Annotated in this window: 16 protein-coding genes and 2 tRNA genes; 10 read left to right on the forward strand and 8 right to left on the reverse strand. The window is 44.0% G+C overall.

Annotated elements, in window-relative coordinates:
- The first annotated feature begins 24 nt into the window (after window positions 1–24).
- From ACTJLE_RS00780 to ACTJLE_RS00800, 5 genes are all read left to right on the forward strand, one after another.
- Complete coding sequence (locus tag ACTJLE_RS00780; protein WP_481267004.1) at window positions 25–906, forward strand: M48 family metalloprotease; 882 nt, start codon at window positions 25–27, stop codon at window positions 904–906.
- A 120-nt stretch (window positions 907–1026) separates the two neighbouring features.
- Window positions 1027–1100 (forward strand) — tRNA-Gly (locus tag ACTJLE_RS00785).
- Between the two features lie 150 nt (window positions 1101–1250).
- Window positions 1251–1814, forward strand: coding sequence for an alkyl hydroperoxide reductase subunit C (ahpC, locus tag ACTJLE_RS00790; RefSeq protein ID WP_481267005.1), 564 nt, complete (start codon window positions 1251–1253; stop codon window positions 1812–1814).
- 127 nt (window positions 1815–1941) lie between these two features.
- Window positions 1942–3600: an alkyl hydroperoxide reductase subunit F gene (gene ahpF / locus ACTJLE_RS00795; RefSeq protein WP_481267006.1), complete on the forward strand. Its 1659-nt coding sequence runs from the start codon at window positions 1942–1944 to the stop codon at window positions 3598–3600.
- Between the two features lie 71 nt (window positions 3601–3671).
- Window positions 3672–4574 carry a LysR substrate-binding domain-containing protein gene (locus ACTJLE_RS00800; RefSeq protein ID WP_481267007.1) on the forward strand — a complete coding sequence of 301 codons (903 nt, stop codon included), beginning with the start codon at window positions 3672–3674 and terminating at the stop codon, window positions 4572–4574.
- A gap of 406 nt (window positions 4575–4980) precedes the next feature.
- On the opposite strand, the gene dcd is transcribed toward ACTJLE_RS00800, so the two are convergent.
- Together dcd and ACTJLE_RS00810 are read right to left on the reverse strand one after the other, a co-directional pair.
- Window positions 4981–5562, reverse strand: coding sequence for a dCTP deaminase (dcd, locus tag ACTJLE_RS00805; RefSeq protein WP_481267008.1), 582 nt, complete (start codon window positions 5560–5562; stop codon window positions 4981–4983).
- Window positions 5563–5805: 243 nt separating this feature from the next.
- Entirely contained in the window at window positions 5806–8793 is a 2988-nt protein-coding gene (locus tag ACTJLE_RS00810; RefSeq protein WP_481267009.1) for a cation-translocating P-type ATPase, read from the reverse strand.
- Window positions 8794–9123: 330 nt separating this feature from the next.
- On the opposite strand from ACTJLE_RS00810, the gene rlmB reads away from it, so the two are divergent.
- Together rlmB and ACTJLE_RS00820 are read left to right on the forward strand one after the other, a co-directional pair.
- A complete protein-coding gene (rlmB, locus tag ACTJLE_RS00815) occupies window positions 9124–10113 on the forward strand; it encodes a 23S rRNA (guanosine(2251)-2'-O)-methyltransferase RlmB (RefSeq protein ID WP_481267010.1) in 990 nt (329 codons plus the stop codon).
- A gap of 137 nt (window positions 10114–10250) precedes the next feature.
- Entirely contained in the window at window positions 10251–11990 is a 1740-nt protein-coding gene (locus tag ACTJLE_RS00820; protein ID WP_481267011.1) for an ABC transporter ATP-binding protein, read from the forward strand.
- Between the two features lie 149 nt (window positions 11991–12139).
- Here ACTJLE_RS00820 and ACTJLE_RS00825 read toward each other — a convergent pair whose 3' ends face one another.
- A complete protein-coding gene (locus ACTJLE_RS00825) occupies window positions 12140–13996 on the reverse strand; it encodes a S1C family serine protease (RefSeq protein WP_481267012.1) in 1857 nt (618 codons plus the stop codon).
- 84 nt (window positions 13997–14080) lie between these two features.
- Here ACTJLE_RS00825 and tgt point away from each other — a divergent pair, with 84 nt between their 5' ends.
- The 3 genes from tgt (at window position 14081) to ACTJLE_RS00840 (ending at window position 16704) form a co-directional block, all read left to right on the forward strand.
- Window positions 14081–15406: a tRNA guanosine(34) transglycosylase Tgt gene (gene tgt, locus ACTJLE_RS00830; protein ID WP_481267013.1), complete on the forward strand. Its 1326-nt coding sequence runs from the start codon at window positions 14081–14083 to the stop codon at window positions 15404–15406.
- Between the two features lie 96 nt (window positions 15407–15502).
- Window positions 15503–15585: transfer RNA gene (locus tag ACTJLE_RS00835), tRNA-Leu, on the forward strand.
- A 327-nt stretch (window positions 15586–15912) separates the two neighbouring features.
- Window positions 15913–16704 (forward strand): FadR/GntR family transcriptional regulator, encoded by a 792-nt coding sequence (locus ACTJLE_RS00840; RefSeq protein ID WP_481267014.1) that lies wholly within the window; start codon window positions 15913–15915, stop codon window positions 16702–16704.
- Window positions 16705–16848: 144 nt separating this feature from the next.
- Here ACTJLE_RS00840 and nagA read toward each other — a convergent pair whose 3' ends face one another.
- The 5 genes from nagA to ACTJLE_RS00865 form a co-directional block, all read right to left on the reverse strand.
- Window positions 16849–18108, reverse strand: a complete 1260-nt coding sequence (nagA, locus tag ACTJLE_RS00845; protein ID WP_481267015.1) for an N-acetylglucosamine-6-phosphate deacetylase — start codon at window positions 18106–18108, stop codon at window positions 16849–16851.
- 123 nt (window positions 18109–18231) lie between these two features.
- Window positions 18232–19044 carry a glucosamine-6-phosphate deaminase gene (gene nagB, locus ACTJLE_RS00850; RefSeq protein WP_481267016.1) on the reverse strand — a complete coding sequence of 271 codons (813 nt, stop codon included), beginning with the start codon at window positions 19042–19044 and terminating at the stop codon, window positions 18232–18234.
- A 180-nt stretch (window positions 19045–19224) separates the two neighbouring features.
- Window positions 19225–20184 (reverse strand): dihydrodipicolinate synthase family protein, encoded by a 960-nt coding sequence (locus ACTJLE_RS00855; protein ID WP_481267017.1) that lies wholly within the window; start codon window positions 20182–20184, stop codon window positions 19225–19227.
- Between the two features lie 179 nt (window positions 20185–20363).
- Complete coding sequence (locus tag ACTJLE_RS00860) at window positions 20364–21224, reverse strand: ABC transporter ATP-binding protein (protein WP_481267018.1); 861 nt, start codon at window positions 21222–21224, stop codon at window positions 20364–20366.
- Complete coding sequence (locus ACTJLE_RS00865; RefSeq protein ID WP_481267019.1) at window positions 21221–23245, reverse strand: dipeptide/oligopeptide/nickel ABC transporter permease/ATP-binding protein; 2025 nt, start codon at window positions 23243–23245, stop codon at window positions 21221–21223. The genes ACTJLE_RS00860 and ACTJLE_RS00865 overlap by 4 nt, the downstream gene beginning before the upstream one ends.

Genomic DNA, 23245 nt, shown 5'->3' on the forward strand with positions numbered 1-23245 from the left:
GTTCAAATTATTAAACTGGCTCCCATGTTTAAAGGCGTAAGGGACTACCACTATAACAGCTTGAAAGCCATACTGTTTTTTGGCGTTGTGTGGCTCATTCTTGCGTTAATTTGGGTTCTTTCTGGCACTAATTTTGTGATGCTTATATGGCTTTCGCTGATTGGAATTGTTTTCAGCGCTAGTGCTTACTGGTTTTCTAGCAAGCTCGCCATTTTTGTTATGCATGCTGTTGAAGTTAGTGAAGATGAGGAGCCAGTTTTATACGGCACTGTTAGAGAATTATCTGCGCGAATTGGTAAGCCAATGCCGCGCGTGATGGTGTCTCCTCACCAAAGTCCTAATGCTTTTGCCACTGGAAGAAGCGAGCGTCACGCAAGCATATGCTTTACTAGAGGATTAATAAACATACTTAACGAACGTGAGCTTCGCGGAGTAGTAAGCCATGAATTAATGCATATTTATAATCATGATATTCTTGCTTCCGCTTTAGCTACTGCGACTGCAACAGTTCTTACGTACGTTGGTTCTTGGCTTGTTTATATAGGCGATACATACCATCGTGATATTCGTAAGTATTGCAAATTTGTGGGCAGAGTTTTTAATATGCTGTTTGCTCCTATTGCTGCAATTATTATGAATGTTAATATTCCAGTTTCTAGAGAATTTGATGCAGATAAGGGCGGAAGTGAAATAACTGGTGATTCTGCTGCTCTTGCGTCTGCTTTAAACAAAATTGCGTACGGATTGCAACTTCATGAGATGAAATCGACTGCAGGATTGCAAGCTGTAGCTTCATTGATGATTATTCAACCATGGAATAATCATGCTTCAATGTTAGTGCGTTTGTGCTCATCGCATCCTCCTGTTAAAGAGCGCGTTGGTCGTCTTATGCGAATGGCTGCGTAAATTCGTATTTGTTGTGTGCTACATGTGTTGAAGCAGTAAGCTGCACATGGTACCCTTAAATGGTTGTTAAGAGTTATTTTGACGAATTATGGTTATAAATAACTTGATTGATTGCAACTTGCGGACATAGTTCATCGGTAGAATGGAAGCTTCCCAAGCTTCAGAGGCGGGTTCGATTCCCGTTGTCCGCTCCACTTGAAAGACATTGATATTAAGTATGGAGTCTATAGAAAATCTCTATAAAACTAGAATTCTTTATAGGCGTAACCTATTCTTAAGGTGAAAATCAAAAGCACAAAGAAAGCGCAACGAATGCGCAAAATCAATATATTTAGGAGCATAATATGAGTCTTATGAACACGCATATTCTTCCATTCAAAGTTAATGGCTATAAGAATGGTGAATTTGTTGAAGTAAGCGATGTCGACGTACTCGGCAAGTGGGCTATTTTCTTCTTCTACCCAGCAGATTTCTCATTCGTTTGCCCAACTGAGTTGGAAGATTTAGCAAACCATTACGAAGAATTGCAAAAGCTTGGCGTAGAAGTATATTCCGTTTCTACGGACACTCATTTCGTGCACAAGGCATGGCATGACGATTCCGAAGCTATTGCAAAAGTAAAGTACACAATGTTGGGAGATCCTTCCGGTGCGCTTTCGCGTAATTTTGATGCTTGGAATGAAGAGTCCGGTTTAGCTCACCGCGCAACTTTCTTGGTTGATCCACAAGGCATGATTCAGTTCTTCGAAATGACAGCTGATGGAATTGGACGCAACGCTGACGAACTTCTTCGCAAAGTTAAGGCAGCACAGTATATTGCTGCTCACCCGGGCGAAGTTTGCCCAGCAAAATGGGAGCAGGGCGAAGAAACGCTCGAGCCTTCTATCGATTTAGTCGGCAAAATCTGATTTTTGCAATTAAATATTAAAGAATCTTTTTTAAAGAATCTTCTCAATGCGTAGGGAGCTACGTTCATAGTTTCCTACGCATTCGCTTATTTTTACTTGTGACTAAAACTACCGAAGGAAGTAAATTATGTCTTTGTTGAATGCGTCATTAACTGCTCAGCTGGCGGAATTATTAAAGAAGATGGTTTCTCCTGTTGAACTTGTAGCGTATACGGATAATTCTGAAACATCTCAAAAAGTTCGCGCACTACTTAATGAAGTATCTCAACAAAGTAGCAAAATCAGTATTGTTGAAGGCGAACAAGTAGCAAATCAGTATGGCATAATTCGAAAGCCAAGTTTTGTAATTAGGCGCGCAGAATCTAAAAATAGTAATAATCAAGAAAATGAAGTATTAGTGACCTTCGCAGGCTTGCCTTTGGGTCACGAATTTAGTTCGCTTGTTTTAGCACTGCTGCAAGTAAGCGGATATGCTCCGAAAGTTAGCGAAGAGCAGCGCAACGAAATACTAAAACTCGGTTCGCACAACGTAACAACCTACATGTCGGTAACTTGCTTAAATTGCCCAGAAGTTGTGCAATCACTAAATACTATTTCCATAATCAACCCTAAAATTCAGCATACCGCAGTAGAAGGTAGCGCTTTTAGAGAAGAAGTAGAGCGCCTTGGTGTAATGAGCGTGCCGGCAGTGTTTGAAGACGGAAAACTTATTTCTTCCGGACGAGCAGGAATAGACGAACTGGTGGCAATACTTGCGTCTAACGAAAAATCTGATGGAAATAATAGCACTTCTGCGCAAAACGCTTCGCTCGCAGAGAAAATGAATGCACAAGATCCTTACGATATTATTCTTGTTGGCGGCGGTCCTGCAGCCTCAGCTGCTGCAATTTACACTGCGCGCAAAGGTTTGCGCACGGCTATGATTATGGATCATCGCGGCGGTCAGGTTGTAGAAACCGAAAGTATTGAAAATCATATTTCGCAAACGCATACTACTGGCGCTCAGCTGGCTGCAGATTTAACTAAACATATTGAGCAATACAATATTGACGTTTTTACGCCAGATTGGGCAGATTCGCTTGATTTAGCTAAAGAAGCATACGGTTTGCATACTATTCACGCGCGTTCTGGTGGCTCTTTGAAAGCTCGTGCCGTGATTGTTGCAACTGGTGCAACTTGGCGTACTTTGGGAGTTCCTGGAGAAGACGAGTATCGCAACAGGGGAGTGTCATTCTGCCCTCATTGTGACGGTCCGCTTTTTAAAGACAAGAATGTTGTAGTTGTTGGCGGAGGCAATTCTGGAGTAGAAGCAGCGATTGATTTAGCTGGTATTGCAAAGCATGTTACTGTAGTCGAATTTATGGATACTCTTAAAGCGGATCAAGTATTATTAAATACTTTGCATAATTTGCCAAATACTGAAATTATTACGAGCGCTGCTGTAAGCAAAGTTGAAGGTAATGGCAATAAAGTTACGGCAGTGCATTACTTAGATCGAAACAGCGCAAATAATTCCGAATCTAAAGAGCATGTTATTGAAGCGGACGGCGTATTCGTGCAAATTGGTTTGGCTCCAAATACTAGCTGGCTGGAAAATCAGCTGCCTCTTAATAAGAGAAAAGAAATTATTACGGATAGAGCAGGATGCACAGAAGTTCCTGGTATTTTTGCTGCAGGAGATTGCTCGGATGAGCCGTATAAGCAAATCGTTACGGCGTACGGATCTGGCGCAAATGCAGCTTTATCCGCATTCGACTACATTATTCGCAATCCGCAAAATAAATAATTTGCTATTTTGTAAACACTTATTAATTGCATTAATATTAAATACGCAACTTTAAAGACAAGAGATGTGTTATGAATATTAGAGCCTTGGAGTATCTTGTAGCTTTTGCCCAAGAGGAAAGCTTTACTAAAGCTGCTATTCGTATGAAAGTTTCGCAACCTACTCTTTCTACGCAAATTAAAAAGCTTGAAGAAAGTTTAGGAGTGGATCTTATTGAAAGAGCTCCTGGCAAACAAATTTTGACACCAGCTGGGCGAGAAGTTGTGTACTACGCAAGGCGCATACAATCAGACGTGTCTAGTATTCGTCAAGCTGCAAGACGTGCAGAAGACCCATGGTCGTCGACAGTAGTTTTAGGTGTATTCCCAACGTTATGCCCGTATTTACTGCCACGTATTATGCCAACGATACGCAAGATAAAACCGAGTCTGACTATTCGTTTCGTAGAAGAAAAATCTTCAAAACTTATTGGTTTGCTTGATAGTGGTCAAATTGATGCAGCTATATTAAGCGAAAGCTTGAACGAATCCTCAATAAAAATGCAACATATTTTTGATGAAGATTTTCTCTTAGCCGCTTCTACAAGTTCTAAACTTGGGCACGAAAGCACTCCGATTGATATTTCGGAATTGTCAACTCAGCGCATACTTTTGTTAGAGGATGGGCATTGTATGCGAAGAAGTATGCTTGACGTGTGCCAAAAAGTTGGTGCAAAACAGTCAGAGTTTAGAGCTACTTCGCTAGAAACATTGCGTTATATGGTTGTTGGCAGTCGCGACGTGACTTTATTGCCGCGTTTAGCAACAGTGCCGCCTATTGTGCAACCGGCTGGTTTAATGCTGCGTGAATTTAAGAATCCTAAGCCTTATAGATCGTTGTATTTGAATTGGAGATCAGCTTCTCCAGTGGACGCGATTATGGAAGGATTGTGCAAAATAATCGCTTCTGCGTGCTTCAATTTGCACGAAAAATAAACGTGCCCTATGTGGTTGGAATTATACAGGCGTTTTAGTGTTTGAGTGTTACTTTCTCAGTTTGTTAGCTGAGTTAGTAACGGTGTTTTGCTTATTACCGTTATTTTCTCAGTTCGCTAGCTGAGTTAGTAACGGTGTTAAGCGCATGGCCTATGCTGTGTTGCTTGGCTTAAAAAAATTTAACCCCGGCGCTATGCGCCGGGGAAATAAAGGAGAGAAGAAAAGAATAAGTTTTAGGTGCTGCGCACCTGCCGTTTCGTTCGACAATATTATAAAACCATATTATTCTGTGCAGTACAGTAATACAGCCTGAAAATTCTCTGTGAATACTGTACTTTTCTTCTGAATTTTCAATTTTTCTATAAAATTAGACTGATTAATCAGCCTAATTTATTATTCGCTTAAATTATTCGCTTAAATCCGCGCGATAAAAATGCTCGTACGAGCGCGAAGGTGTTGGGCCGCGCTGACCTTGGTAGTGAGATCCATTAACAGCTGAGCCGTACGGGTTTTCGCATGGTGAGCTTAGCTGGAAGAAGCACATTTGACCAATCTTCATTCCAGGCCAAAGCTTAACAGGCAAAGTACTCACGTTAGAAAGCTCCAAAGTAATGTGCCCTTCAAAACCTGGGTCAATAAAGCCAGCTGTAGAATGAGTCAAAATACCAAGGCGACCAAGCGAGCTTTTGCCTTCCAAACGCGCAGCAATAGTTGCGTCAAGTTTTACGTACTCCCAAGTAGCTCCTAGAGCGAACTCGCCTGGATGCAAAATCCACGGCTCGTTTGGAGCAACTTCAAACTGCTCAGTAAGCTCACCCTGATTTTCTGCAGGATCAACATACGTGTACGCATGATTGTTAAATAAGCGGAAGAATCGGTCAAGACGCACGTCAATCGACGCAGGCTGCACCATTTCCGGGGTCCATGGGGTCAAATCAATATGACCCTCATCATGAGCTTTGAGAATGTCGTGATCAGACAACAGCATAGCGTCAAATCTCCTTGTGATGTATCAACACATAAACAACTTCATTGTTCGCACGAAATAATTTGTTCTCTATTTTGTACGAAAATTACAATACGGCCAATTGTAGCGCGTGCCGCGGTCTGTGATTGAGTGCAAAAAATTTTATAGAAAATAAAAACACAAAACGCGGCACAGAAACGTAGCCGATGTAAGAAAACTACGTACTGTACCGCGTATTTGCAAGGCAGATTAATAATTTATTTATTAAGCTGCAATAGTTAAGGCTTTTGCAGCTTTACGCTTAGCAAGAAAACGCAAGAAGCACTTTCTAAGTTCGGAAGCTATTAGCACAACCATTGAAAGGCCAAGGCACTCAAACCATTCAGTTAAGCTCAAAGGCACAGTGCCAAATGGTTCGTTCAAGAATGGTATGTAAATTACAGCCAACTGAAGAAGAACAGAAACTGCAATAGCGCCCCAAAGCCAACGGTTTGCAAACAAACCTACGAACACACTTTGCGAATCGGAACGAGATGCCAATGCGTTCAACATTTGTGCAAACACAAGAATTGTGAAGCCCATTGTGCGAGCGTGAGTCATTTGTGCAGCGTGGCTCATAATGCCAACAGAACGGTCAGTAAATAAGCCTCCTGCCAAATGCATATCCATGCCAATTAACGTAATAGCAGCCATGATTATGCCGATAAATACAATATCTCCCCACATTCGTCGGTCAATAACGCTATCGGTAAGCTTTCGAGGCTTCCTGTCCATTACGTCATCAGTTTGAGGATCAACTCCCATAGCAAGAGCAGGAGCAGCGTCCGTTAGCAAATTAATCCACAAAAGCTGAGTTGCAAGCAAAGGCAAAGTAACTCCAACAGAGTGAGGTTGCGTAATTCCAAGCGCGCCAGCAAAAACTACGCCACCGAAAACTGTGCAAACTTCACCAACGTTAGAACTTAACAAGTATCGCAAGAATTTACGAATATTGTCGAAAATTCCTCTACCCTCGCGCACAGCAGCAACAATAGTCGAGAAATTATCGTCCGCAAGAATCATCTTTGCAGATTCTTTCGTAACTTCTGTGCCGGTAATGCCCATAGCAACGCCAATATCTGCCGACTTTACAGCTGGAGCGTCGTTTACACCATCGCCAGTCATAGCAACAATATTTCCTTGACGTTGCAATGAAGACACAATAGCAAGCTTGTGTTCAGGAGCAACTCGCGCGTAAACGCTGGTTTTGTTTATTGCTTCGTCAAAAGCAATATTGTCGTCGTCTAGAGAAAGAAGATTATCGAGATCGTCGCCAGTAAGTGCGTGCTCGTCTTTGCCAACAATGCCAAGATCTCGAGCAATACGAGTTGCCGTAAGCGGATGGTCGCCGGTAATCATAACAGTGCGGATTCCAGCTCGGTGAGCTTGAGCAACGCTGTCTCGAACTTCAATGCGAGGCGGGTCAATAATACCAACCATGCCGTTCCAAATTAAATCAGACTCCAACACGTCACTTTGCTCAGCAACGTCAGCAATCTGGCCGGCAGCGTTAGATGTCATGCCGTCAACTTTCGCCAAACTATCCACTCCAAGCGGACGGTACGCCATGCCAAGAGTGCGGTAAGCTTCGCCCGAAAGACGCTCAACTGTAGCCAAAATATCTTCACGATCGCCATCAGTAAGCGGACGTACGGCACCAGCTACTGCAATACGCGTGCAGTAAGAAAGAAGCACATCCGGAGCGCCCTTAGCGCAAACAATAAGATTTCCAGAATCTGAACCATCTTTTACGACTACAGACATGCGCTTGCGTTCGGAAGTAAACGGAATCTCCGCAACACGAGTTAAGTGAGCGTAACGCTTATCTGCCTTCGTTTTACGCGCGGCAACAACAATAGAAACTTCTGTAGGATCACCAACCGGCTGCCAACTCTTAGTAGATTCGTCGTAATGAAGATCGCCATCGTTAGCCAAATAGCCGGAGCCTAAAGCTCCTAACACTTCCGTAGCAAGATTTTGAGGAACAGCAAGATCCGCATCCGCAGAATCAAGAAGAACCATGCGACCTTCCGGCTTGTAACCGCTGCCAGTGAGCTGAACTTCACCGCTAGGTGTTATTACGCGCTCAACAGTCATCTCGTTACGAGTAAGAGTACCTGTTTTATCGGAGCAAATAACGGAAGCAGAACCAAGAGTTTCTACAGAAGAAAGCTTCTTCACAACCGCATGATGCTTAACCATGCGCTGAACGCCCAAAGCAAGTACAACAGTCAAAATAGCAGCTAAGCCTTCTGGCACAGCAGCAACCGCAAGCGAAACAGAAAGCAGAAGCGAATCAATAATATCCTGGATTGTGTGGAAGCCTTCGAGAAGCCACATTGATGCAAGAACAATAACCGCAATAACACACACTGCAATTCCAAGAACTTTAGAAACTCGCACCATTTCACGCTCAAGAGGAGTGGTTTCTTCTTCCGACTTGGAAAGCATATCCGCAATTTTGCCAACTTGAGTGTGCATACCAGTTGAAGTGACGATAGCGCGACCGGTTCCTTGAGTTACGGCAGTGCCGTTGAAAACCATGTTTGTGCGATCGCCCAAAGCCTTGGCGGATTGCAAAGTATCCGGGCGCTTGCTTACAGCAACTGATTCGCCTGTAAGACTTGCTTCAGCGATACGCAACGATGCTGCAGCAATTAAACGACCGTCTGCAGAAACTGCGTCGCCTTCGCCAAGAACAAGAATATCGCCCGGAACTACTTCCGTAGTATCGATGCGTATGACGCGTCCGTCTCGCAAAACTGAAGTTTGCGGAGCGCTCATTCTTGCCAAAGCTTCAACTGCTTCTTCTGCACGTGATTCCTGAATAAAACCAAGCACAGCATTTGCAATCAAAATTATGATAATAACAATGGAATCAAACGGCAGAATTTCGCCGCCACTGTTACCCTTATGTTGCGCTCGCTCTACGAACCATGCGATTGCAGAAATAATTGTTGCTGCAATAAGCAAGTAAACAAGCGGATCTTTGAACTGATCAAGGAATCGTTTCCAAGCTGGCGTCTTTGGAGCGGCAGCAAGTGCGTTTGGGCCAAATTGTGCAAGTCGTTTAGATGCTTCTTCGGAACTTAAGCCGCGAGTCACATCTACATGTAAAGCTTGTGACACTTGCTGAACGTTTTGCAGTGACGGATCCTGATTAGCAGAATCAGACGCATTATTTTTGGATTGATCAAGAACGTGATCAACCATGTTTTCCCCCTTGGGAGCGCCGCGGAGTAGTCAATAATCGCAATGCGAACGCTATTTTCGCGCGTTCTACACTGTAACTATTGCGCGGTTGTGGAATATTGCGTAACTTTTGCCGATTAATATAAATATGTTTATTTAATTAAGCAAGCAAAAGCTTATTGCAATAAATTAAGTACTTTTCTATTATGTCATACAACTCGCCGCTATTAGCCAAACAGAAAAGAAAAGCGGAATTAAAAATTAATAAGCAAGAGAGTTGTAATAAGTAAGAACGCACTAATAATAAAGAACGTAGACTCAATGCCTCGGGGGCATGTGAGAATAGAAAATATGACTACGAAAAAAGGGCCGACCAAGGGGTCGGGTGGAAAACATCGCAATGCGTTGCGTGGTAAAGGTCCTACTCCAAAGGCTGAAGATCGCGTGTATCACAAAGCTTATTTTGCTAAGAAAGCCGCTATTAAGCGCACTTTCGCTGATCCGCGATTAGCTGCAAGGCGAAGGGTAGATAAATTTGCGTCTGATTCTGACGAGTTGGTTATTGGACGTAATTCTGTGCTTGAAGCGCTTCGAGTTGGAGTGCCAAGTACGCAACTGTATGTGGCAAGCAGAATTGAGCATGACGATCGCACGCGCGAAATTGTTAAGCTTGCAGGCGTGCGCGGCTTGCGTTTGCTAGAAGCTGACCGATTGGAAATGGATCGTATTGCTCGTTCCAGCAACCATCAAGGCATTATTTTGAAGGTGCAGCCTTACCAGTATTACTCTTTACAAGAGTTGGTTGAGCGTGCAGAAAAGAAGTCTCGCGCAATGGAGGCCGCCGATTCTGCAGCCGCTCGAATTAATGCTCGTCCTCTGTTTATTGCTTTGGACGGCGTGACTGATCCGCAAAATTTGGGTGCTGTTATTCGTTCTGCAGCAGCTTTTGGTGCTAACGGCGTTATTTTGCCGGAGCGTAGAAGCGCTTCCGTAACGGCGGCTGCGTGGAAAGTTTCTGCCGGTGCTGCAGCGCATTTGCCAGTTGCGCGAGTTGTTAATTTGAATAAGGCAATTCAGGGCTTGCGCGAACGCGGTTGGTATGCGATTGGTCTTGATGGCGGCGGCGATAAGCTCGTTGGCGAAACAGGTTTTGAAACTGATCCGTTAGTTGTGGTTCTTGGCTCTGAAGGCAAGGGCATGAGCCGTCTTACTCGCGAAGTTTGCGACGCTATTGCAGGAATACCAATTTCTAACGCAGTTGAGTCTCTTAACGCTTCGGTTGCTGCCGGAATTAGCTTGTATGCTGTTGCTAACGCTCGTCGTTTGGCAGCAGAAAAGTAAAACTAAAAAAATTTCAAACTTTAAAATCACGCTTGCACTGTATTGTTACGGTGTTAGCGTGATTTTATTTGGTTGGGGCTTTTATTTGCTGAAGTTTAGTACTGACGCAATTTTGAAAGAAATAATTAAATATAAATATGCGTATTAGTGAAAATACTATAGAAGAAAATAAAACATTTATGAACGAAAATACTATTACGAATACGAGTACTGCAAATACAAATACTCCGAAAACAACAGATAAACTATGGATTGTAAAGCATGCGCGCGTGCTTAGTTTTATTGCATACATGGCTGTTGTTGCGGTAGTTATGTACTTTCATGAACCGTGGTTTGACGAGGCGCAGAGTTGGCTTATTGCGCGTGACTCGTCTTTTGCTGATTTGCTAACGCTTCGCCCGCACTACGAGGGGCATCCTCCGCTGTGGACGCTTCTTCTTTCTATACCTGCAAAAACTGGTGTTCCGTACGAAATTGGTCTTAAAGGCGTGCAACTTTTATGCGCTGCGCTTTTAGGTGGATTCTTGATTTTCCGCGCTCCTTTTAATCGCATTACGACTGCGCTTCTGCCATTTACTTATTTTCTTTGCTTCCAATACGGCGTGACAGCGCGCCCTTACGCATTACTGTGCCTTTCTTTGCTAATGGTTGCGTATTACTGGAAACAAGCGGATTCTAATCCGGCTTATACTTGGAAACTTGCGCTAAGTCTTATGCTTATGTGCGTAGTTAGTGCTTACGGAATTGCGATTGCTGCAGGTTTCGCTTTAGCTTGGATTGTGCGAAGCGTTAAGGCGGCTGTAATTAAGCGCGCTTTTTACGAAATATTTTCTAACGTAAATCGTCTTATAAGTTGGGTTCTTCTTGCTTTTGTGGGATTAGCAAGTATTGTTTGCATCTGGCCAGCTGCTAATGCTTTTGCTGCACGCACAACAGTTAGCGGAAATTCTCATATTGTTCAATTCTTGTCTTTTATTTTCGTAGTGCCATCGGAAAGCATGTTTACAGCGTTCGCTGGCGACGTTTCTTTGCGCAGAATGTCTTTAGGAGTATTGCCAACTATTATTTGCGTGCTTATTTCGCTACTTATTTGGGCTTTTGCTATTCTTATTGCAAAACGTAGGGGAATGCTGGTATCTCTTATTCTTCCTTATTTGACTTTTGCTATTATTGCGACGCAATATTTCACTTTGCATCACGCAGGAATCGTATTTGTGTTCTTTATTGCGCAACTGTGGATGTGCGTTGATCAAAAGCCGCTTAATTTTGATATTGCGTTTGCAAATAAGCTAAGTAATAAGCTAAGTAATAAGACAAATAATAAGAGCGCATTAACGCACGCTATTATTGTTATTTTGCTTGCTCCAAGTTTGATTTGGAATATATTTGCTTGCGTTAACGATATTCGATTTGACTACTCGGGTTCTCGCGCACTTGCGCAATTTATTCAGAGCAAGCATGCAGAAAATAAGCGTTTTGTAACTTCATGGTTGCATCAAGACGAAAAATCAGATAGCAACGGTAATACTATTTCGCCTGAATTTGAAGATGTACACCAATATTCTTGGCAACTTATTACCGCAAATCCTTATTTTGCAAAGAATCTTATTGATTGTAGCTATAAAAACAGTTCGTTTATTACTAACGAGCGTCCTTCTGAGGATCAAGAGTGGAGTGAAATGTCAGCTTGCAAAGCGAAGAAAGAACCGCAATTCTTTGTCACTGAATCAAGCGAGCCATGGTACTACTTTGTTGCACTAGATTACAATATTGAGCACTATACTCCTCATGTTATTGCGCAAACTAAATCTTCTTGGAAAGCGCAAACAAGCGATGGAAAAGTTACTGTTTACGAGCGCAAAAGTAGCGTTAAATAAATGAATAAATAAACAAATACGCTCCGATGCAAGATGGATTTTGCAGTCGGAGCGTATTTATTTGCGCGTATTTATTTGCGCGTATTTATTTGCGCGTGCTTATTTGCGCGTGCTTATTTGCGCGTGCTTATTTGCGCGTGCCTCTCAATTTACCAGAAGCCGAACGGATCGAAGATTCCACCGTCGTCACCGTCTCCGTCGTCTCGCTGTTGCATGTCATCATCGTCGTCAGAACCATTGTTGTTCTTGTTTGGATTGCGCTTTTGACCCTTATTTGTTTGATTCTCTTGACGATTCATGCCAGTAACTTTAGCTTCTTCTTGATCAAACTTTACGGTTAATTTAAGAGTGTTTCCTCCACGAACTACCGTAAGCGTAGCCTTTTCATTGAAAGCTGTTGCTCGCACATAACCAAGCAGTGCGTAATTATTTGTTACAGGCTTATTGTCGAACGCAACGATAGTATCGTTAGCTTTCAATCCAGCTTTAGACGCAGGAGTGTCTTGGTTTACAGAAATAACTTGAGCACCTCCGCGAGTGATGCCATTCGACTCAACAGCTACGCTCTTAATCGTAATTCCTAAAGCTACGTGCTTAACTGAACCTTTTTTAATAATCTCTGAAACAACTCGTTTTACCAAATTTGCCGGAATTGCAAAGCCGATGCCAATAGAACCAGCTGTGCCACCTTTAGAAGATGTTGCGGCAATAGACGAATTAATACCAATAATTTGGCCGGCTGCATTAAAAGTAGGGCCGCCAGAATTTCCAGGATTAATAGCTGCGTCAATTTGTACAGCGTTCGTAACAATTTCTGCACGGCTTTGATCGTCCATAACAGATACTGGGCGGTTCAATGCAGAAACAATGCCTGTAGTAGCAGTATCGTCATATCCAAGCGGATTGCCGATTGCCATAACTGGTTCGCCAACTGCAAGCAAGTTTGAATCAGCAAACTGCGCTGCCTTCAGATTTTTTGGAGCGTTATCAAGCTTAAGAACAGCTAAATCAGTTGTTTTATCGGCTCCAACTAATGTTGCTGAATACATTTGGCCGTTAGAAAGAGTTACTTGAATTTGTTTTGCGCCTGCAATTACGTGATTATTTGTAACTACATAGCCTTTCGGATCGATTATTGCTCCGGAACCTTTTGCGGAACCCTTATCTAAACGAGTTTGTATTGATACAACGGATCCTGAAACCTTGCTTGAAACTGCACGCCAGTCGGGAGCTTGGCCACCTTTAATAACTGCGCTTCCAGGGCCGGAAGTATTTGAAATATTTTCCAAAGATCCGCTTTGAGGAAGTGAAATAAGTCCTTGCGATATTGCAAAAGCCATTACTATAACGCAAACTATTGCAGAAATTGATGCAGATATGATTGCAGTAAATACAGGCGGTATTGTATTAACGCTTTGTTGGTTTGGCTGATTATTCGGCTGATTGTTAAGCTGATCGTTCGGCTGATTGTTTTGCGAATTATTCTGCAACTCGTTATATTGAGGATTTTGCTGGTTGATTTGATTAAAATCAGCGCCTGCATTGGAAACATACGGATTCGCAAAAATGCCAGCATTCGGTGACGAATTTCCTTGAAGATTTTGTGCGCCAAAATATGCTTCTTGCCCAGAATTATTATTTTGCTCATTAGATTCAGCGTTTACATTCGCATTATTTGCAGGTCCGTAAGCGCCGAATTCTGGAGCAGGACTATACGAAGGAGCTGCCTGATATTGTGGCTGCTGCTGAATTGGTTGAGTTTGCAGCTGATTCTCCTGAGTAGCTTGAGTAGGTTGAGTATCTTGAGTAGCTTGCGCTGGTTGCGCTGGTTGCGCCTGCCACGCAGCTTGTGGAGCTACTTGCTGTTCAGACTGTTCATACTGCTGATACTGTTGCATTGGGTTGATTTGCTCATTCTGAAGCTGCTGTTCTTGCTGAGTGTAGGACTCATTATTCGCATTTTCATTGGATTCTTGCTGATTTGCACCATACATATCGTCAGCCATTCATCCTCCTTAAAAAGACTCTTGATACACAATAATAAACCATGCTATTAGTTATGCGCTAGTAAATTTATTTACGTTATTTTCATGCCTCCTAATAAAGTAAAAGATATGACAAGTCTTCTTGAACATCCACGCGGAGCTGAGCCTGGGAAGCCCGGTGACCGCAAAGAATTTTCGTTTACAAACAAAACGCGACTTTCTAGCACTGCTGAAGGTAAAGGTCGTGACGGCGCTCGCTACGGGCGCACAGGCGTAATTCATACGCCTCACGGAGATATTCAAACTCCAGCATTTGTGCCAGTCGCAACTCAAGCTGCGATGAAAGCTGTATTGCCGGAAAGTATTAAAGATTTAGGCGCCCAGTGCATGCTTTCAAACGCTTTCCACTTGTATGAGCGTCCGGGTGCGGATGTTCTTGACGAAGCTGGCGGTTTGGGAAAGTTTATGAACTGGGATAAGCCAACTTTTACGGATTCTGGTGGTTTTCAGGTTCTGTCTCTCGGCGCTGGCTTTAAAAAGACGCTTGCAATGGATGTTACTGGCATGAAGTCGGATGACGTTATTGCAGCCGGTAAGGAGCGTATGGCTTTTGTTGACGAAGATGGCGTAACCTTCAAGTCTCCTCTTAACGGATCCAAGCACCGTTTTAGTGCCGAAATTTCTATGGGAATTCAGCATAAGCTGGGTGCTGATATTATGTTTGCTTTCGATGAGCTTACTACTTTAATGAATACTCGTCGATACCAAGAAGAGTCTGTAGAGCGCACTTTCCGTTGGGCAAAACGTTGCGTTGCAGAGCATCAGCGTTTAACTGAGGAGCGCGTTGGCAAACCATATCAGGCATTGTATGGAGTTGTGCAGGGCGCGAATTATGAGGATTTGCGTAGGCATGCGGCTGAGCAGATTGCTTCTTTAGATTTTGATGGCGTAGGTATTGGTGGCGCTATTGAAAAGCGAATTATTGGTGATACTTGCGCATGGATTTGCGATGCTATGCCGGAAAATCGACCTCGTCACGTGCTTGGTATTGCTGCAGTTGATGATATTTTTGCTTGCGTAGAAAACGGCGGAGATACTTTCGACTGCGTGGCTCCAGCTCGCTGCGGAAGAAACGGTGCAATTTTTACTCGCCATGGACGTTACAACGTTAAGCGTGCTGAATTTAAGCATGATCAGCGTCCGCTTGAAGAAGGTTGCGATTGCTACACTTGCACGCATTATTCCAGAATGTATGTGGATCATTTGTTGCGCGCTAGCGAAATGAATGGATTTACTCTTGCAACTATTCACAACGAGCGTTTCTTCGTGAAATTACTTGACGATATTCGAGCTTCTATTGATGGCGGATATTTTGAAGAGTTCCGCGATGAAACTCTTGCGCATTACTACGAAAACGGTTCAAAAGGCTGATATCAATTTTGAGCACAAAAGTATATATGTAAAACACAAAATGCTAGGCTAAATATTGCGAATTTATATCAAATATGATAGCCTTGCACTTTGTATGCGAACGTGGCGGAATGGTAGACGCGCTGTCTTCAGGTGGCAGTGAGTGTATACTCGTGCGGGTTCAAGTCCCGCCGTTCGCACTCTTTCTTAACTCTGCAAAATCAAGATGCAATTAAATAATTTAGTTTGTATCTAATTTAATTTGTATCTAATTTAATTTGTATCGAAGCAACTTATTTTATTAATTTATTTAGCTAGTTCATTTAGCTAATTTATTTGTCTAATTTATCCGCAATTAAAGCGATGCAATTAGAGTTACGCAATTAAAGCTTGCGAGAATAGTTGGAATATTCCGTCAATTAAATGAAAATGTGTGATAGACTATATAATTAACTAACGTAAGACGTCAGACGTGTTAAAACATAGGAGTTTTAATTTTTACGTTTATTGAGCTGGAAGGAGCTGATATGGAAGAAACGTTTAGTGATAATGAAGACAGCGAAATGTCAACGCTGAATCGACTAGCTCTTCTACAAGCAGGCACAACTTCTGCTCCAATCGTCTTAAGAAAGCGCTGCGACGAAACGATGGATGCAATTAGATCGCTTATTTTGCGCGAGCGTTTGCAACCAAAAGATATGCTTCCAACCGAGCCGATGCTTTGTAATCTAATAGGAGCTTCAAGATCTTCTGTGCGCGAGGCTATTCGTAAATTAGAAGCGCTTAATATTGTTGAGGTTAAGCAGGGTAAGGGCATGTTTGTTGGATCTTTGTCGCTAGACCCAATGGTGGAAACGCTGGCTTTTCGCTCGCTTGTGTCCGTTAATAAAAATTTTGAAGACTTAAGCAATGTTGTAGAAATGCGAAAGTTCTTGGATCTTGGTTTTGCGGATAAAGTTGTTGAATCGCTTAAAGGAACACAGCAGCCTGAGCTTGAAGCACTTTCGGAAAAGATGACTAAAGAAGCGCTTTCTGGAAAGACATTCCTTGAGCAAGATATTGAGTTTCATACTGGAATTTTGCGAGCAGTAAACAACAAGATTGCTGAACAGTTTGTGCGATGCTTGTGGCTTGTGCATATGGCCGTTTTGCCGCAATTGGGGTTGGCTGTTTCGGATGAGCTTGAAAAAACTGCTAAAGCGCATGAGCTTATGCTGCATACTGCTATAGCTGGAGATGCTGATGGCTATAGGGAAGCAGTAAATTCTCATTATGAGCCGATTCAGTCGATTTTGTTGCACAGATTGAAGCAAGATTAATCGCTGCAAATTAGCGCGTAAATTGACTCATAAATAAACGCGCAAATAAAAGAACCGCTCTTATTTACAGAGCGGTTCTTTCATCTTCAATGGTGATGCCTGAGTACTACAGCATCACAATTAATCGCAACGATACGATTTCCGTTACGAAATTTTATGGCCGTCGCACCAAACGTGCTCAACTGCCAAAGTTCCTGGATTAAGCAAAAGCAAATCGGCAGCATATCCTTTTTCAACCAAGCCCAAAGGAGCGCTAGTTATAGCGTTCGGCTTATCTACTCCAAGCACGTGAGCAGGAACAAGAGTCGCCGCAGCAATCGCCTCTGGCAAACCAATGCCAAGCTCTTTAACAGCGCGCTTAATTGCAACGTCTAAAGTTAAAGTAGATCCTGCTATAGCGCCGTTAGAAACAAGCCTTGCGTGACCGCCTGTAACTTGAACGTCAAGAGCGCCAAGCTTATACGCACCATCCGCACATCCAGTTGCAGCCATAGCATCTGTTACAAACGCAATCCTTCCAGCCGCCGCCTTAAACGCCATTTGCAAAACTGGATTTTCAACATGGAAACCGTCGTTAATAAGCTCAATCGTTACGCGCGGATCTTCCAAGGCTGCAGGAATTGGGCCTGGCTTTCGGTGATGAATGCCATTCATAGCGTTAAACATGTGAGTCATAAGCGTAGAGCCATCGTTAAAAGCCGCGCGCGCTGTTTGATAATCCGCATCGCAATGTCCCACTGCTGGAATCACGCCAGCTTTCACAAAACGCTTAATAGCTTCCATACCATGTGCGCGCTCTGGAGCCAAAGTAATCTGGCGCAAAGTGCCATCCGCCGCCTCAAGCAGCGCCTCAACGCGCTCGGGAGTAGGATCCACTAGGCAATTAGGGTCGTGCGCGCCTTTTCGAGAAAGCGCCAAAAATGGTCCTTCCAAATGCGAACCAAGCACATCCGGGCGCGTCTGCATAACGTGCTTAACTGTACGCAAATTCTCTTGCATTACGTCAAGAGGATTTGTAATCAAGCTAAGAACTTGCCTAGTTGTTCCGTGAAGCATGTGATACGCGCGCGCAATGGCAATCCCTTCGGCGCCGTCGTCAAACGAATGCTCCCATGCTCCATGCGCATGCAAATCAATATATCCTGGCGCAGCAAAGCAGCCACGCCCGTCTACAATGCTTAAATCGGATTCGCTTAGACCGTAAGAAGTAATCGCTGCGGTAAGCTCGTCTTTTAAAATGCCAGTTTCTAGAATCACGCCGTCTTTAACCAAAATCCAAGCGTTTGGAACGATTCCGCGCGCATCAACAATGCTTACGTTTGTAATTGCAAACGCTTGGTTTTCGGTTGATTTTAGCGAATTATCAATATTGTTTACTGCTTCTAAATATGCATTTTTTGACATTTCACTCACCTGCGGGTATGCGATTTTGTTCGGTTTTCTGCGGTTCCTGCGGTTCCTGCAATTTTCTGCAGTTCCTGTGGATGATTCTGTAACTTACTGCTGGTTTATAAACGCAACTATATATTAAATTCCCTGCCAAGATGGCTTGTTTGCGTACACCCAGCGATAGTAGTCAGCAAGTTTTAGCTTGCTTGCTGCTGCCTCGTCTATAATCACGGTTGCGTGTGGGTGCAATTGAAGCGCGGAGGCTGGGCAAAGAGAGCTAACTCCTCCTTCTACGGTTGCTGCGACAGCTTCCGCTTTGTTCTCACCAAACGCAAGAAGAACAAGATGCTTAGCGCGCAAAATCGTTCCAATTCCTTGCGTTATGCAATGAGTTGGAACCTGGTTAATATCTCCGTCGAAGAATCTGCGATTATCTACGCGAGTCTGCTCGGTTAGTGTTTTAACGCGCGTACCAGACGCAAGAGAAGATCCTGGCTCGTTGAATCCAACATGGCCATCGGAGCCAATTCCCAAGATTTGCACGTCGATTCCGCCGGCTGCCGCAATAGCAGCATCGTAGTCTGCGCCGGCGTGCGCAATCTTGCTGCCTTCGCTTAATGGCGCTCCGTTAAGAACATCTCCTGGAACGTGCACTAAATCTGGGTTTAAGCCGATTAAGTCTGTTACGGTTCTGCGAATTGTGCTGTGGTAAGACTGTTCGTGCTCTAATGGCAATCCAATGTATTCGTCGAGAGCATATCCGCGCACGTTAGAGACGTCAATATTTTCTTCTTTGACTCGTTTTGCAAGATGCTCGTAAGCTTTAAGCGGACTTGAGCCGGTTGCCAATCCTAATACTGCATCCGACTTGCGTTTAATTAAATCCGCAACTGCTTTTGCGTAAAGCTCGCCGGCTTCATCTTGATCTTTTACAATAATAACCTCTGCCAATTTAACTTCTCCTTTAAAGTCTTGTGATTATTAGCATTGCGGCATACGGCTAAACGTATACCGCAACGCTATTTACTTACTATGCCAATAGATAAACGCCAATAAATAAACGAATTTTATTTAAGTGATTTAAATTATTAATCTAATAAATTATTAATCTAATAAAAACCACTTAAGACGTTACTTTGTGGAATCGCTCACTTCTTGCGGAGTCTTTGCCAAAGTCAAGCCAACTTCCTTAAGAACGCGAGCCACGGCTTCAACATTTTCTCCCTTAAGTGGGCAAACTGGATCTGGCATCTGATTCGTGTCGAACACACCAAGCAACGCCATTGCGGTCTTAAAGGCACCAACACCAGCGCCAAAGCCAGCCACGCCGCTAGGCACTGTAACAATTCGCATCAAAGCCGAAAGCCAATCCTGCTCCTTCTTAACCGTTGCCCAATCTCCCTCTTGAGCAGCCTTCCACATTCGCACGTAACCAGTTGCTTCAACGTTTGCAAGACCAGGAACAGAACCGTCTGCGCCAGCCATGTATGCGCCGTCAACAACAACCTCTTGGCCGGTAAGAAGAATCAAAGGATGGCCAGCCTTGTTATTGTCATCAACCAAGAATCTGAAGGACACGTCATCGTTGGATGAATCCTTAACGCCTGCAAGAACGCCATCTTTTCCAAGCTTTACAAGCAAATTGCCAGGAAGTTTCGTGTGCACGCAAACTGGAATGTCGTAAGCAAATAACGGCAAATCTGGAACAGCTTCGTGAATAAGACGGAAGTGGCGCTCAACTTCTGCCATTCCGCCAAGTGCGTAGAATGGCGCAGTTGCAACGATTGCGTCTGCTCCAAGTTCCTTGGCTTCTTTTGCGTGCTCAATTACGCGGTTTGTTTCAGTGTCAATGCAACCAACCAAAACTGGCACTCGACCGTCAACAATGCGCATCACGTTTTCAATAATTTCACGGCGGCGCTTATCGGTGCTAAAAGCAACTTCGCCAGAAGAGCCAAGAGTAAACAGGCCGTCTACTCCAGCATCAATCATGCGATTAAGTGAGCGCTCAAAGCTAACAACATCTACTTCGCCGTCTGCAGTTAATGGAGTAACAACTGGAGGAATAACGCCATGGAATTTTTCAGTCATAATTACACTTCTTTCGTGCTTAAAATTTCGATATTAAATTTCGATATTAAATTTCGAATTTAAAATTTCTGTTTAATATTTTTTCGTAATTTAGTTGAGTGAGATGGGCGGCTCGCTTGAGTTTTGTTGTGAGGAATAGCGAACCGCCCAAGATTTTGTGTGGATTTATTTAACGCACCTTACTTGCACTCTTCTTCCGTTGGGTGCAATAGCGACGGTGCTGCGCCCATGAGAATCTTCGTGTAATCATTTTGAGGATTGTTAATAACCTGATGCGTTTCGCCTCGCTCAACAATCGTTCCGTGATTCATAACAACGACTTCGTCGGATATGTAGCGGATTGTTTGAATATCGTGGCTAATAAACACCATCGAAAGATTCAGCTTCTTCTTTAAATCGGAAAGAAGATTCAAAATCTGCGCGCGAACCGAAACGTCCAAAGCGGAAGTTGGCTCATCTGCGATGATTGCATCCGGATTAAGGGAAAGTGCTCGAGCGATTGCAACGCGCTGACGTTGACCACCAGAAAGCTGGCCTGGCAAAGCGCCAAGAACAGAAGAAGGCAAACCAACCATTCGTATTAGCTCCTTCGCCCTTGCGTCACGCGCTTCCTTGTCGCCAATTTTGTGTACAACAAGAGGGTCAATCAGCTGGTCAATAACGCTCATGCGCGCGTTCAACGCCATTGCTGGATCCTGGAACACAACGGAAACAACGCGACCAATATCCATACGCTCTTTTGCAGTGCGATGCGTAACGTCTTGCCCCTTGAACAGAACCTTGCCGCTCGTAACCTGTTGAAGACCGCACATAATATTTGCGGTTGTTGACTTTCCACAGCCAGATTCGCCAACAATACCAATTGTTTTGCCCGGCATCAGCTTAAGGTTTACCTTGTTTACTGCAGTAATCTGGTTCTTATGGAACAGGCCAGATCCAGCTCGAGTAGTAAACACCACTTCTGCGTCTACAAGCTCAATAATTGGAACATTGCCATTTTCGTTCTGTACTTTGTTTATTTCGCTAGTATTCATGTTCATCGCACATCTCCTTGATCAGATGCGGTCAAAATTGCGGAAGGTGCATCAGTTTCAGACTCTGGAGGTGCGGCGTAGAAGTGCCATGTTCCTGGAATGCGCTTCATTATTGGGCGCACATCAAGTCCTTGATCTGGATGCGAGGAGCGCGGAGCGAATCGGTCTCCCTTAGGGAAGTCGGATGGGCTTGGAACTGTTCCTGGAACCTGGTGCAATCTTGGAGCTCCAGCTTCGATAGAAGTTACAGAACCGAGCAAACCGCGCGTGTACTCGTGGTGAGGATCTGTAAGTATTTCTTTAGTTGCACCCTGCTCAACAACCTGTCCTGCGTACATTACGGTAATGGAGTGCGCAACCTTAGCAACAAGAGCCAAATCGTGACTTACGAATACCATTGCAAATCCAAGCTTTTCGCGAAGCTCATTAAGAAGGTCAATTACCTGCTTTTGAACAGTAACGTCCAAAGCGGTTGTTGGCTCATCTGCGATTATAAGTTTTGGATCGCGCGTAAGTGCCATTGCGATTAACACGCGCTGACGTTGGCCGCCAGAAAGCTCGTGTGGATATGATTCAAGCGTGCGTTTTGGATCCAAACCCACAAGCTCCAACAGTTCTTCGGCGCTACGAGTTCCTCCGCGAGATGTCAGCTGCTTCATTTGAGTTTTAATCAGCATGGATGGGTTTAAGGAAGACAATGCGTCTTGATAAACCATTGCAATTTCGTGACCGCGAAGAGCGTTATGCTCCTTCGGGCTAAGTTTTACAAGATCCTTGCCATTAAATAGGATTTGTCCGCTAATTTTTGCTTTTGGATCAAGCAATCCCATAATTGCGAGCGAAGTAATCGACTTTCCGCATCCGGATTCTCCAACCAAGCCCATTGTTTCGCCAGGGCGAACTGAGAAGCTCAAGTGGTCTACAACGTTTACGTTTCCGTAACGAGGGAACTGAATGCACAAGTCCTTAACCTCAATAGCTGGAGCTTCTGTAGACATTGGTTGCAAGCGGTCCGTGCGCTTTAGTTCAGCTTCGCGAAGTTTCGCAAGAGATTCAACCAAAGCTGCGTGCTGTTCTTTGTAAGCTGCAACTGGGTCGGTAAGAATCCTGTCTTCCTTGCGTGCGGCGTCAGCGTCGGCAGCAGTCTTAGAAACTGGAGCAGTTGGCGCTGCGACCATTGCGTCAGTAATTCCTTCAGAAAGAATGTTCAAGCACAAAACGGTAATCATAATCGCAAGGCCTGGGAACAATGCCTGCCACCAGTATCCAAAGATAACGCCTGCTTTTGCGGAAGACAAAATGTTGCCCCAAGTTGGAGTTGGCTCTGGAATACCTGCGTTAATGAAGCTAAGCGAGGCTTCGAAAACGATTGCGTCTGCAACACAAAGCGTCGTGAACACCATAACTGGTGCTGCAATATTTCGGGTTACGTGCTTGAGTAAAATCCATGGTGCTCGAGCGCCGGAAACGATTACTGCTCGTACGTAGTCTTTTCCATATTCGCTTATAATATTTGCGCGCACAATTCTTGCGATTTGTGGAACGTAAAGCACGCCGATAGAAATGATGATGCCAATCATGGATTGTCCAAGAATTGCAAGGCATACGGCCGCTAATGCGATTCCTGGAATGGACATTACAATATCAATCAATCGCATTATAAGCTCAGCAATCCAGGTGCGGCTTACTGCTGCGATTGAGCCGATGATAGCTCCCACAACCAGTGCGAAAAGCACAGATGACAAGCCAATTACAAGCGAATAGCGCGCGCCATACATAACCCTAGAGAACACGTCTCGGCCAAGGTTATCGGTACCAAACCAATGAGCACCTGTTGGAGCTTGATAGTTTTGCGTAATCTTTACTGGATCGCACGGAGCTATAAATCGCGCGAAAATAGCGCAAAATGCTAGAAGCGCAATCACAATGAACGCAATTCTGGAGCCTAAGCTCATTTTGTTAAATCTATTAAACTTGATGCCTGGCTTTGATGCGGCATCTACTACCTGATTCTTTCCAAATAGCAT

It is taken from the genome of Gardnerella sp. CCPDSM, assembly GCF_056754715.1.

What these genes read in the sequence shown, in the direction of transcription:
- nagA (WP_481267015.1), bottom strand. Translation starts at nt 18,108, where the DNA reads ATGTCAAAAAATGCATATTTAGAAGCAGTAAACAATATTGATAATTCG.
- ACTJLE_RS00840 (WP_481267014.1), top strand. Translation starts at nt 15,913, where the DNA reads ATGGAAGAAACGTTTAGTGATAATGAAGACAGCGAAATGTCAACGCTG.
- ACTJLE_RS00825 (WP_481267012.1), bottom strand. Translation starts at nt 13,996, where the DNA reads ATGGCTGACGATATGTATGGTGCAAATCAGCAAGAATCCAATGAAAAT.
- ACTJLE_RS00810 (WP_481267009.1), bottom strand. Translation starts at nt 8,793, where the DNA reads ATGGTTGATCACGTTCTTGATCAATCCAAAAATAATGCGTCTGATTCT.
- dcd (WP_481267008.1), bottom strand. Translation starts at nt 5,562, where the DNA reads ATGCTGTTGTCTGATCACGACATTCTCAAAGCTCATGATGAGGGTCAT.
- rlmB (WP_481267010.1), top strand. Translation starts at nt 9,124, where the DNA reads ATGACTACGAAAAAAGGGCCGACCAAGGGGTCGGGTGGAAAACATCGC.
- ACTJLE_RS00860 (WP_481267018.1), bottom strand. Translation starts at nt 21,224, where the DNA reads ATGAACATGAATACTAGCGAAATAAACAAAGTACAGAACGAAAATGGC.
- tgt (WP_481267013.1), top strand. Translation starts at nt 14,081, where the DNA reads ATGCCTCCTAATAAAGTAAAAGATATGACAAGTCTTCTTGAACATCCA.
- ACTJLE_RS00855 (WP_481267017.1), bottom strand. Translation starts at nt 20,184, where the DNA reads ATGACTGAAAAATTCCATGGCGTTATTCCTCCAGTTGTTACTCCATTA.
- ACTJLE_RS00780 (WP_481267004.1), top strand. Translation starts at nt 25, where the DNA reads ATGTTTAAAGGCGTAAGGGACTACCACTATAACAGCTTGAAAGCCATA.
- ACTJLE_RS00865 (WP_481267019.1), bottom strand. Translation starts at nt 23,245, where the DNA reads ATGCTATTTGGAAAGAATCAGGTAGTAGATGCCGCATCAAAGCCAGGC.
- ACTJLE_RS00820 (WP_481267011.1), top strand. Translation starts at nt 10,251, where the DNA reads ATGCGTATTAGTGAAAATACTATAGAAGAAAATAAAACATTTATGAAC.
- ahpF (WP_481267006.1), top strand. Translation starts at nt 1,942, where the DNA reads ATGTCTTTGTTGAATGCGTCATTAACTGCTCAGCTGGCGGAATTATTA.
- ahpC (WP_481267005.1), top strand. Translation starts at nt 1,251, where the DNA reads ATGAGTCTTATGAACACGCATATTCTTCCATTCAAAGTTAATGGCTAT.
- ACTJLE_RS00800 (WP_481267007.1), top strand. Translation starts at nt 3,672, where the DNA reads ATGAATATTAGAGCCTTGGAGTATCTTGTAGCTTTTGCCCAAGAGGAA.